Below are 11,580 nucleotides of genomic sequence, written 5' to 3' on the forward strand. Positions count from 1 at the left end.
ACAGCCGAAAGCTCAAAGCCGACAGCCAAAAATATTATCCAAATACAGTCTCTTGCTTGAGTCAGCTAACTTTAAGCAATTTTTTTGAACTACTATCAATTTCAAAAGATGAAAAACTTCTTAGACGACAATTTTCTATTACAGACTGAAACAGCTCGTACCTTGTATCATGAGTATGCGAAGCAAATGCCAATTATCGATTATCATTGCCATCTTCCCCCAGATCAAATAGCGGAAGATAAGTCATTTGAGAACCTCGCCCAAATTTGGTTGTACGGCGATCACTACAAATGGCGTGCAATGCGTACAAATGGCATCAACGAAGCTTATTGTACTGGAGATAAGTCGGATTATGAAAAATATGAACAGTGGGCAGCAACGGTACCTTATACCATGCGTAACCCTTTGTACCACTGGACCCACCTCGAATTACAGCGTTATTTTGGGGTAAATGAAATTTTGAATCCATCGACTGCCAAAGATATTTACGAAAAATGTACTGCTCTTCTTCAAACACCAGCATATTCGGTGAGAGGTTTGTTGAATAAAATGAATGTAAAAGTAGTTTGTACAACCGATGACCCGATTGATTCTTTGGAATATCACCAAAAAATTAAAGCTGATGGTTTTGAGGTAAAAGTACTGCCTACTTTCCGTCCAGATAAAGCAATGGCGGTTGAAAATGTGGCAAACTTTGTGGCTTATGTGTCAAAATTAGAAGCAGTTGTAGGTCGTAGTCTTTCCACTTTGGAAGAATATCTAGGTGCTTTGAAAGAGCGTCATGATTTCTTTGCTGAAATGGGTGGCAAACTCTCTGACCACGGTCTTGAACAAATTTATGCTGAAGATTATACTGAAGATGAAATCGCTGCTATCTTCCTGAAAATTAAAGGAGGAAGTGAGTTGACTTTAGAAGAGCAATTGAAATTCAAATCTGCAATGTTGATTCATTTCGCCATTTGGGACTGGGAAAAAGGTTGGACGCAACAATTTCACCTTGGAGCATTGCGTAACAACAACCTTCGTGCCATGCGTGAATTAGGACCAGATACAGGTTGGGATTCAATCGGTGATTTCGAGCAAGGGAAAGCCCTTTCGAAATTTTTGGGAAAATTAGACGAAAACAACCAGTTGGCTAAAACTATCCTTTACAACTTGAACCCTCGCGATAACGAATTGATGGCTACTATGATTGGTAACTTCAATGATGGTTCTGTAGCTGGAAAAATCCAATTTGGTTCTGGTTGGTGGTTCCTCGACCAAAAAGATGGTATGGAAAAACAAATCAATGCGCTTTCAAATTTGGGCTTGTTGAGCCGTTTTGTAGGTATGTTGACAGATTCTCGTAGTTTCCTTTCTTTCCCTCGTCATGAGTATTTTAGACGAATTTTGTGTAATATATTAGGTAACGACGTTGAAAATGGTGAGTTGCCTAACGATATTCCTTGGATTGGAAAGATGGTTCAAGATATTTGTTACAACAACGCCAAAGAATACTTCGGATTTTAATTGACTCGGCTAGGTATCTCAGAGGTATCTAGCCGCTTTTTAAAATAGATATATGCAAAAAATAGTGTGTTGTTTCGGAGAAATTCTTTTACGTTTTTCTCCACAGTTGGGTGGTGAATGGATTAAAAATGCCACCATGCCCGTGTTTGTTGGTGGTGCCGAATTGAACGTGGCCACGGCTTTAGCCAATTGGAATGTGCCTGTGCAATACACGAGTGTATTGCCCGATAACCAGCTTTCGGTTGAATTGAAGCAGTATATCGAAGAAAAAGGTATTTCTGCTGATAAAATGCCTTGCTTTGGCGATAGAATAGGTACTTATTACCTTCCTCAAGGTGCTGACCTCAAAAATGCAGGGGTCATCTATGACCGTGCTCATTCGGCTTTCTGGACTTTAGCGCCTGGTAAAGTAGATTGGGAGAGCATTCTCGAAAACGTATCTTGGTTTCATTTCAGTGCAATTAGTCCAGCTTTGAACGAGGATGTAGTGGATGCGTGTGAAGAGGTTTTGAAGATTGCCAAAAGTAAGGGTATTACCGTGTCGGTTGACCTCAACTATCGTGCAAAGCTTTGGAAATACGGCAAACAACCTGTCGAAATCATGCCACGCTTAGCGCAATACTGCGACGTAATCATGGGTAATATTTGGGCAGCCGATTGGCTCTTGGGTATTCCTGTAGAGGCAAGTATCAACCCCGATTCAACGCAAGAAGAGTATTTAGCACATAGTATTCGAACGGCAGAAGCTATTCAAAAGCAATATCCTCAATGCTCTGTGGTAGCGCATACGTTCCGTTTTGACGCTCCGCCAAAGGGTATCTTGTATTATACTACACTTTTTACCAACGGACAACAATACGTTTCTCCGACTTTTACCATTGACGAAGTAGTAGATAAAGTGGGTAGTGGTGATTGTTTTATGGGAGGTTTGATTTATGGTTTATATAATGAAAAATCGCCTCAAGAAGTCATTAATTATGCAGCCGCAGCAGCATTTGGTAAACTAAATGAATATGGCGATGCAACAAAACAAAGCGTAGAACAAGTAGAAAATCTATTGGCTAAGTTTTTATAAGTATTGAAATCACTGAGAAAATTCTTTACAGGATTTCTACTATTGTTTATCAATCCTCTCAATTTTAATTAAGAAATATAAAATGGCCCTTTTTGATAGTGCAACGGTTGACCAACTTATCGCAAAGTATCCCGTTGTTCCCGTTTTTTACCATGAAGATTTAGCTTTAACACAAGGTATTATTAAAGCTTGCTATGATGGTGGTATGCGTGCTTTCGAATTTACCAACCGTGGCGAAAGTGCCTTTGCAACTTTTACTGCTTTGGTACCTTTTATTCGTGAAAATTGTCCAGATATGGCAATTGGTATCGGTACGATTTTCAAAGCAGAACAAGCTTCTAAGTTTATCGAAGTAGGCGCAGATTTTGTGGTACAACCTGTCACTACTGCTGAAGTTGGTGCATTATGCCAAGAAAAAAATATTGCTTGGTACCCGGGTGCTTGTACCTTGAACGAAATTTATCAAGCTACCGAATTGGGTGCTACTGTGGTTAAAATATTCCCAGGCAATGTGGTTGGGCCAGGTTTTGTGAAATCCATGAAAGGACCAATGCCAGCGGTTAAAGTAATGGTAACAGGTGGCGTAGAGCCAACAACAGAAAGTCTAACTACTTGGTTTAAGGCAGGTGTAACCGCTGTCGGAATGGGGTCGCAATTATTTCCAAGTGCCGTTTTAGCAAATAAAGATTTTAATCAAATTCAGCAAACCGTAGCTAGCTTGATGGAAACGGTGGCAAGCTTATCTAAATAAAAACTATGGAAAAAAAGGTAGGAAGTTATCGTTGGGTCATTGTAGCCCTTTTGTTTTTTGCAACAACCATCAGTTATCTCGACCGCCAAGTGATTGCTTTATTGAAGCCAACCTTGGAAAAGGAATTTAACTGGAACGAAAAAGATTACAGTAACCTTGTAATGGCTTTTCAAGCTGCTTACGCAATTGGCTTGGTGTTATCGGGAGGTATTATTGATAAAATTGGTACAAAATTGGGCTATTTGGTAGCCGTAATTTGGTGGAGTGCTGCGGGTGTTCTAACTGCCGCTGCTACTAGTACCTTTGGTTTTGGTGCTTTTAGAGCTTTATTGGGCTTGGGTGAAGGAGGAAACTTTCCTGCTGCCATCAAAAGTGTGGCTGAATGGTTTCCTAAAAAAGAACGTGCTTTGGCAACGGGTATTTTTAACTCTGGTGCCAATATCGGTGCAGTGGTTGCACCATTGATGGTACCTTGGATTTTGGCCGTTTGGGGTTGGCAAGTGGCTTTTATGGTAACGGGTGGTGTAGGTTTTATCTGGGTGATTTTCTGGGTAATGAGCTACGACAAGCCAAAAACGCATAAATCTGTTACGCCTGAAGAATTAGCTTATATCCAGAGTGATGAAGATGAAGTTGCCGAATCGGATGAGAAACCTGTAAAATGGGCTCAATTGTTTGGTATTCGTCAAACTTGGGCTTTTGTTTTTGGAAAAATGTTAACTGACCCAATTTGGTGGTTCTTCTTGTATTGGTTGCCTTCCTATTTTGCTGAAACTTTCCAACTGGACTTGAAAAAGCCTTCTTTAGAACTTATTATTGTTTATACTGCTACAACGATTGGTAGTATTGGTGGAGGATATGTATCTGGTTTCTTAATCAACAAAGGATGGCCAGTTTTCAAAGCTCGTAAAGTAGCGATGTTGAGTTTTGCCTTGGCTGTTGTGCCAATTATGGCTGCTCAATATTGTTCAAATATTTGGCAAGCGGTAGTATTGATTAGTATTGCGGCAGCGGCTCACCAAGCGTGGAGTGCCAACATTTTTACGACAGCTTCAGATATGTTCCCTAAAAAAGCTGTTTCTTCTGTTGTAGGTATCGGTGGAATGGCTGGTTCTGTTGGTGGTATTCTTTTCCCTTTAATGGTGGGTACAATCTTAGATTCATACAAAGAAGCGGGAAATATCACTGCTGGTTATAATATCATCTTTATTGTGTGTGGTTTTGCCTATTTGTTGGCATGGGGACTAATGCACTTATTTGCTCCGAAAATGGAGAAAGTAGAATTGTAAAAAGTTAGTGGACAACGTTTGATTTAAGAGGTCAGACATTAGGCAAAGAGTGTTAAAATGTTTTTTTAGTAACAATAGATATATTTTTGCCGAATGCTCAAAGCTGAAAGCCGAAAGCTCAAAAATTAAATTTTACTTTGCCCATTAACTTCATAAAATCTTGTTAAAAACGTGAGTGGATTAGCCAGTGATGCTTATATGTGTTGCTGGCTAATTTTGTAAAAAGACAAAGTAAAAAGATGGCTGTAAGCTGTTAGCCGTAGGCAAATTGGCTTTTTCTTTTTCCTACGGCCTATAGCTTAATGCCTACAGCCCAATTAAAATTCATAACTCACAATTCACAAAAAATCAGCTATGTCACAATTTGAAAAAAGATTTGTTCATGACGAAGACCTTACTTGGGAAACAGTAGGCGAGGGGTTACGTCGTAAAATTATGAGTTATGACAATAACGTCATGATGGTAAAAGTAGCCTTCGAAAAAGGTGCTATAGGTTCGTTGCATAGCCATTATCATACTCAAATCAGCTATGTTGAAAGCGGTGCTTTTGAGATAACCATTGAAGGTAAAACCGAAGTGCTTAAACAAGGCGATACTTATTATATTCCTCCTCATATTGTACACGGTGCTGTGGCTTTGGAGGCTGGAGTATTAGTAGATGTATTTGCTCCTTTTCGTGAAGATTTTGTTTAGTTTTTTAAAAAATTCTCAGGGCGAAGTCTTCGCCCTTTTGTTTTGATTTTCATCATTTTTCAAATTCTTAATCTAAGGTTCACAGTTTCTTGGTAATTTTGCACCCTAATACAATTGGGTGCTGAACTAATTTAGTTAAAATAGGTTTATCAATTGAAACCAAGGGTTCAGTTCAACAACAAACCATTTCAACCAAGAATATCTTATCAGATGATTGATTTTTCACAAATTCCTTCGCCTTGTTATGTAATCGAAGACCAACTTTTGAGAAAGAACCTTACTCTTCTCAAATACGTACAGGAACAAGCAGGAATCGAGATTATTTGTGCGCTTAAAGGCTTTTCGATGTACAGCACTTTCCCGATGGTACGTCAGTATTTGGCTGGTGCTACGGCAAGTTCACTCAACGAAGCTCGCCTTTGTTTTGAGGAAATGAAAACTAAAGCTCACGTATATGCCCCCGCTTATTTGGAACGTGAATTTGACGAATTGATGTCTTATTCGAGCCATATCACTTTCAACTCTTTGAATCAATACAATACCTTTGGGGATAGAGCACGTGCTAATGGTATTAGCTGCGGTTTGCGTATTAATCCACAATACTCTGAGGTTGAGACAGATATGTATAATCCATGTATTGCAGGCTCTCGTTTGGGAATTACTCGTAATCAATTAGGCGATACTTTGCCAGAGGGAATTGAAGGTTTGCATTCGCATACTTTGTGCGAAAACGACTCATATACCTTAGAACGTACTTTGAATGCTATTGTAGAACGTTTTGGCGATTTATTAGAGCAGGCCAAATGGTTGAACTTGGGAGGAGGACACTTGATTACCCGTGCCGATTATGAGCCAGAGCATTTGATTTCTGTATTGAAAAATCTTAAAGCTCGTTTTCCTCACTTGAAAGTAATCTTAGAGCCAGGTTCAGCAGTAGGTTGGAGAACTGGATATTTAACATCCACGGTAATGGATATCATAGATTCTCAAGGAATCAATGTGGCTATATTAGACGTAAGTTTTGCAGCACACATGCCTGATACACTTGAAATGCCTTATAAACCAAGAATTTTGGGTGCACACCACGAACCAGTGGAGGGTAAGCCAACCTATCGTTTTGGCGGTATGACTTGTTTGGCAGGTGATTATTATGGTGATTATTCTTTTGATAAAGAGCTAAAAATTGGTGACTCAATCGTATTTGATGATATGATTCACTATACCATGGTAAAAACTACTACTTTCAATGGCGTTAACCTTCCTTCCATTGGTATTTGGAGAGAAAACGATACATTCGATTTGGTAAAATCTTTTGGTTATGAAAGCTTTAAAGATAGATTGTAAATAAACAGGAGGCATCCCGAATTTTAAGACTAGGATTTTCTCTAAGTTTTATCAAAAAAGCGGTCGAAAAATAATCTTTCGACCGCTTTTTTGATGCTAACACGCTAGAATTTACTTAGCTTGAGAGGCCATCCGAGAGACGCCATCATTGCGTTTATACAGTTAGAATAAAAGTTTTAACATAATCACCTATTATTCAACAAATTTGGGAGGACTCATGTTTATTTAAAACCTCCTATATAGACCTCTTTGATAAAAATACGATTTGAAAACCCTGAGTTAATTTCCACTTTTTCAATTATTTCATCAAAAAAGGATTCTCCAAAGTAATCTTCGACTTGATATTGTATTCGGTGAGGTAATTTGCCATTATTCAATGCTGAAATTTCTCTATAGTCTGTAAAAATTTTACGCTCTTTTGATATTTTCTTTCCATCTTCAAAGAAGATAGTTTCTGTAGAAACAAGCGTATAATCTGTTTTATCAAAGTAAAAATGGTACTCTTGCTTAGGAATAATACGATTTTGAGAAGACATTTCTTTTTCGGTAAAACTCAGATGCCAACACAGTTTATCATTAATAAATCTCTCGGACTGCTGTTCTAGCTTATTCCATAGGTCGAATCTAATGCCCGAAAGTAAGTATATTGGCAGGAGCTTATCTATATTCTCTGCGTATTCAGAAGAAGAAATTTTCTTCCACTTTTCACCTCTAATTCGGTCATCGTGTTTCCAGGCCTCTACATTATTAATCACGAAAAGATAACTCTCTGGCATTCTTTTCTTTAACAAAAAGTTTGTGAACGCCAAAGACCATTTGTCGTCATAGACAGGAATATTACTATCTTCAAATTTGAACTGTGATGAGGTATGAGTCTTTTCAATATTTTTGAGCACTGACGCTCCTCCTAAATTTTGGATAACCTTCAAGAGTATATCAGCATGATTTTGGAATGAACTAGAATCGATTAGTTTGAACCAATTGGCTTTAAATTGCTCTAGTTGATTCCCCCTTTCCACTTTCTCTTGTTCCCAATCAGCCTCATCGCGGACTATTTTCTCAAAGAATGCCTGCTTAGCCTCCTCTTTTTGGAGTGCTTCCTCTTGTTTTAATTGATAGCCTAGTTTGGAAAGTTCTGCAAATCGTTTGCTATGAGTTCGAGTTTTAGCTGCTAGTACCTCAAGGTTTTTGTATTTATTGATTAACTCAAACCCATAACTTTCTCTGAATCCGTTTTTTACTAATAAGTCTGCATAATACAAACCTTTTGTTTTATCCTCTAATAAAAAGTAGGTTTGCGCAAGATTATTGGTTACAATGAATCGGATTTTTTCATTTTCTTTATTAGCGGGATATTTGGTAAGAAGGCTTTCTAAATAGGCAAGATGAACAAGCAATTGAATTCGGTCTAGCCCTTTTTCGTAGTTGACCTGCGACAATTGTGAATTTATTTCATTTTCAAATGCAAGCATTTGCGTATATTCTGGGTGTTCCTTGTTGATTAGCCAAAAAAAGGTTTCTTTTCTTTCTTGCTGATAATAGCCTATTTTTTGATTCAGTTCATTTTGTATTTTTTTTAAGGAAATCTCTGCTATTTTTTCGATTTGATCTCCAAACTCACTTTTAGCGTCTTTTTCATACTGATAGAATGAGCCAAGACCATTAGAGTATTTAATGTTTTCGGAGGATACATACTTATTCTTCCATAGCACCTGATTTTTGTATTTCACCTCATACTCCATATTAACATTAAAGTAAACATTGGCAGATGGATAGTATTTTCTGGTTTGATTATCGAAAGAGGAGTCCTGAATTTGTTTGGATAAATCAATCGTTTGTATGTCTACATAAATTTTTACTTCACTATTTTCTTGATTTTTGATAAATCCTTTTATGTCGAAAAAGTCTCGCTTGAGGTTTTTTTCTGAAACCAAAATGTCTGGAGCAATTTTGTAATAAGTACCTTGAGTATATACGTTATCTAAAATTGGGAATGCTGATGGAGCAATACTTTTTACCCAATATTCTTGTTTTTTGAATTTTGCTTTCTCCTGCCCCCAAGTGACAAAGCTCACCCAAAACAGACTAAATGCGATTAGTGATTTTTTCATAACTAAAAAAAATGCCATCAAACCTTCATTTGATGGCATTGAGAAATAGGACTAATTTGTTATTTTTTATTATAGAAAACTTGAACGGTATTATCTAGTACATAGTATACTGTTTGTGTTGCTGGGTCAACTTCATAGATTGGTCTATCATTTTTGAAGATTAGTTTATCTACCTCAGCACCGTCAGCTTTTCTTACTTTTACTAATACTTTTTCACCGCTTGGGTCTTTTGCATAGATATAAGAAAAATCCTTATTCTGACGCATCGCATTAAAGCGAGAACCGTATTTGTTAAACATTTGTCCCATCACAGCCGAGCCTACACCCATTGCCGCAGATTGGAGTTGCTTTCCAGCGTCACCTTTTCTAACGACTGCTTCTCTAATGTTTCCAGCTTCATCGCGGTAGGTCATTGTAATTTCGGCACCTTCAACAGCTTTAGCGAAAGAACCTACGCCAAGAGCAACCGTGCCTAGCGCAGCAGCACCTTTCATTAATTGACGGTTTCCTTCACCTGGTTGTGTATAGACGTCATGGTATTTTACTTTTCCATCCATACCAACACCCATTACCTCCACTGGACCACTCAAAACTACTCCCCAAGGAAACAATTCGATACTATTGAGTTCTTTTTCTCTTTTGATATTTACCTTTGCAAAAGGCTCAGGTTTGTCATCAATCGAAGGGTCAAATTTATAAAGTTCCTCATCGTTATATACTAAATACGAATTTGAGTTTTCATCATAAGTAGGCAATACAGGACGGTTGTTGTTGAATTTGATATTACGTTTCCATAATTTGCGTCCTGATTTATAATCTACCATGTTTCCGTAAGTACCAGTCAAATACATCACTTTTTCGCCAACTTTTCCTAAATAGTAAATTGGGTCTTCTTTTTCATCTGCAATTTCGATAAAGCTTTTCCATAATTTTTCTCCATTCTTATTGATTAGCATCATTTCATTTTCGGCCACATATAAGAAATCTTGATCAATTGGAATTACACGTTTCAAACCATCACCACGTGCATCTTTTTTCCAGATTTTTTCACCAGTTTTAAGGTCAAAAAAGTTAAAACCAGAGTAATGAGCTACCAAAAGTTTGGTTCCCCAGTCTTCAAGGTAAACCACTCTTTTGGTTTTGATTGATTCTGACCAAATGCTTTTACCATTTTCAGTATTTAAAACATTCAAATACTGTTTTGTCGACATCAAACCTTTGCTGTTAACTACTACAATATTTTTATCGTTTTGCGTTGGAAAGAATTTGGTATATTCTTCTTCTGCTGTCCAGTTTAGCTTGCCTGAAGATTTATCAAAAGAGTACAATTTGCCATAAAGCAAGTAATAAATGGTATTTCCGTTAATCTTAGCAATATTAGTATGTGCAGATTCTTTGAGCGAGAAGCTTAAAATTGATTTGGCTTTACTCACATTGGTAGTCCATTTTAAACTTCCAGTTTGCATATCTAATAAAGCAATCGACATATTATCACCACTTTTTAGCGTAAGCAAGTATTCGTTACTTTCAGGGATAAAATCAGACTGAAATACCCAGAATGACTCTTTTGAGGAATTGTACACCAACTTGCCTGTTTCAGTGTTGATAATCAAGTACTTTGAGTTGATGTAAGCTTCTACATAGGGACTATTGGGTACACTAGTGAGGTCTTTTTTGTCTTTGAAGATAGTCCCAAAATCTGGGTCTGTTAAGATGTCTGTGGCGGATGTTACGCCAAAATCTTCCTTGGTTAAAGTCCAAGCAATTTTTTTGGTTTCTGGGTCAATTCCTTTAATAGTAGAACCTTCTTTGAAAACAAGTACGCCTGTAATTTCATTCTGAACAAGGTCTTGGATTTTGTTGTCGGTGGTAATGACTTCGTCGTAGGAGCGTTGAGCTAATAATGGTTGGGTTCCTGCTAGTAGAATACTACAAGCAATTGCGAGAAATTGTTTTTTCATTATGTGTAAACGTTTTTGTGAAAATATCTAGTTTACACTCAAGAAATTAGCAAGTTGGTATTTTGTAGATTGCTTGTTTTTGATATGTAGAACTAAATACTAGCGCAAAATAGATTTTTTTTAAACAAAAATCCAAAAAAAATGTGTTATTTATTCATTTTTTTCCTTTTACAAAAAAACTTACAATTACGGTGGTAAGCATACCCATAATGGGTGCTCCAATCATACTTTGGATTATGTAGTTTTTCTGATTAAATTGATTAAGCGCTTCTTCTTTTGTCATCATCTGATGAGCAATTACATACCTAATTACGTTCGGAAAAAACTCTGGTGTGATAATATTCGTGGTAATCCACTGGGTTAGCGGAGCCAATAGGGTGACTACTAAGGTGATATAAAATCCACTCAACACCGCTTGCTTGTAGCTCATATCTCCTCCTAGGTCTTTAAAACGTTTTTCTCTCAAAGCAAATACGTAGAGCATGATAGCAGGAATGGCTATAAAGTTGGTATAAATCGGATGCTTGTCGATATAGATATCGTGCAAGCCAACCACTTTTTCGAGAACCATCCATAAGAGTGTCATTATCGAAAAATAAACACCCCATTTGATTTCAGTAAAAATAGCTTTCATATCAAGATTTAGTTTTATTTCTCTTTAAGTTAAACTAAATTTTGATGGAATTCAAGTAATTGCGGATTTGGGATTGCTGATTTCGGATTTTAACTTATGATTAGCAGAAAGTATTAGCTCTATAGAATGTCTGATGTGTAGCTTGGTTCTAATGTCTTGATTATGAGTGTGTTCAAATTGCAATTATACAATTAACCTGATTACTGGACAAAA

The 11,580-nt window shown here is 37.2% G+C and carries 9 protein-coding genes; 6 read left to right on the forward strand and 3 right to left on the reverse strand.

Annotated elements, in window-relative coordinates; translation table 11 throughout:
* Positions 1-108: 108 nt before the first annotated feature.
* The 6 genes from uxaC to nspC all read left to right on the forward strand — a co-directional run bounded on the left by uxaC (position 109) and on the right by nspC (position 6,661).
* A complete protein-coding gene (gene uxaC, locus ACOVQ4_RS15970; protein ID WP_421821626.1) occupies positions 109-1,509 on the forward strand; it encodes a glucuronate isomerase in 1,401 nt (466 codons plus the stop codon).
* A gap of 52 nt (positions 1,510-1,561) precedes the next feature.
* Positions 1,562-2,584: a PfkB family carbohydrate kinase gene (locus ACOVQ4_RS15975; RefSeq protein WP_421821627.1), complete on the forward strand. Its 1,023-nt coding sequence runs from the start codon at positions 1,562-1,564 to the stop codon at positions 2,582-2,584.
* Between the two features lie 82 nt (positions 2,585-2,666).
* Positions 2,667-3,335, forward strand: a complete 669-nt coding sequence (locus ACOVQ4_RS15980; protein ID WP_421821628.1) for a bifunctional 4-hydroxy-2-oxoglutarate aldolase/2-dehydro-3-deoxy-phosphogluconate aldolase — start codon at positions 2,667-2,669, stop codon at positions 3,333-3,335.
* Between the two features lie 5 nt (positions 3,336-3,340).
* Positions 3,341-4,624 carry an MFS transporter gene (locus tag ACOVQ4_RS15985; RefSeq protein ID WP_421821629.1) on the forward strand — a complete coding sequence of 428 codons (1,284 nt, stop codon included), beginning with the start codon at positions 3,341-3,343 and terminating at the stop codon, positions 4,622-4,624.
* A 354-nt stretch (positions 4,625-4,978) separates the two neighbouring features.
* Entirely contained in the window at positions 4,979-5,317 is a 339-nt protein-coding gene (locus ACOVQ4_RS15990) for a cupin domain-containing protein (protein ID WP_421821630.1), read from the forward strand.
* 210 nt (positions 5,318-5,527) lie between these two features.
* Positions 5,528-6,661 carry a carboxynorspermidine decarboxylase gene (gene nspC, locus ACOVQ4_RS15995; RefSeq protein WP_421821631.1) on the forward strand — a complete coding sequence of 378 codons (1,134 nt, stop codon included), beginning with the start codon at positions 5,528-5,530 and terminating at the stop codon, positions 6,659-6,661.
* Between the two features lie 221 nt (positions 6,662-6,882).
* On the opposite strand, the gene ACOVQ4_RS16000 is transcribed toward nspC, so the two are convergent.
* The 3 genes from ACOVQ4_RS16000 to ACOVQ4_RS16010 all read right to left on the reverse strand — a co-directional run bounded on the left by ACOVQ4_RS16000 (position 6,883) and on the right by ACOVQ4_RS16010 (position 11,367).
* Positions 6,883-8,772: a hypothetical protein gene (locus tag ACOVQ4_RS16000; RefSeq protein ID WP_421821632.1), complete on the reverse strand. Its 1,890-nt coding sequence runs from the start codon at positions 8,770-8,772 to the stop codon at positions 6,883-6,885.
* A gap of 59 nt (positions 8,773-8,831) precedes the next feature.
* Positions 8,832-10,733: a PQQ-binding-like beta-propeller repeat protein gene (locus ACOVQ4_RS16005; RefSeq protein WP_421821633.1), complete on the reverse strand. Its 1,902-nt coding sequence runs from the start codon at positions 10,731-10,733 to the stop codon at positions 8,832-8,834.
* 154 nt (positions 10,734-10,887) lie between these two features.
* On the reverse strand, positions 10,888-11,367 hold the full coding sequence (locus ACOVQ4_RS16010) for a DUF4199 domain-containing protein (RefSeq protein WP_421821634.1): 480 nt from the start codon (positions 11,365-11,367) through the stop codon (positions 10,888-10,890).
* Positions 11,368-11,580 lie beyond the last annotated feature (213 nt).

The sequence above is a fragment of the Flectobacillus sp. genome (genome assembly GCF_049240685.1).
GTDB lineage: Bacteria > Bacteroidota > Bacteroidia > Cytophagales > Spirosomataceae > Flectobacillus.

Coding starts and splice junctions, on each gene's coding strand:
- ACOVQ4_RS16010 (WP_421821634.1), bottom strand. CDS start 11,367: ATGAAAGCTATTTTTACTGAAATCAAATGGGGTGTTTATTTTTCGATA.
- ACOVQ4_RS15985 (WP_421821629.1), top strand. CDS start 3,341: ATGGAAAAAAAGGTAGGAAGTTATCGTTGGGTCATTGTAGCCCTTTTG.
- ACOVQ4_RS16000 (WP_421821632.1), bottom strand. CDS start 8,772: ATGAAAAAATCACTAATCGCATTTAGTCTGTTTTGGGTGAGCTTTGTC.
- ACOVQ4_RS15975 (WP_421821627.1), top strand. CDS start 1,562: ATGCAAAAAATAGTGTGTTGTTTCGGAGAAATTCTTTTACGTTTTTCT.
- nspC (WP_421821631.1), top strand. CDS start 5,528: ATGATTGATTTTTCACAAATTCCTTCGCCTTGTTATGTAATCGAAGAC.
- uxaC (WP_421821626.1), top strand. CDS start 109: ATGAAAAACTTCTTAGACGACAATTTTCTATTACAGACTGAAACAGCT.
- ACOVQ4_RS16005 (WP_421821633.1), bottom strand. CDS start 10,733: ATGAAAAAACAATTTCTCGCAATTGCTTGTAGTATTCTACTAGCAGGA.
- ACOVQ4_RS15990 (WP_421821630.1), top strand. CDS start 4,979: ATGTCACAATTTGAAAAAAGATTTGTTCATGACGAAGACCTTACTTGG.
- ACOVQ4_RS15980 (WP_421821628.1), top strand. CDS start 2,667: ATGGCCCTTTTTGATAGTGCAACGGTTGACCAACTTATCGCAAAGTAT.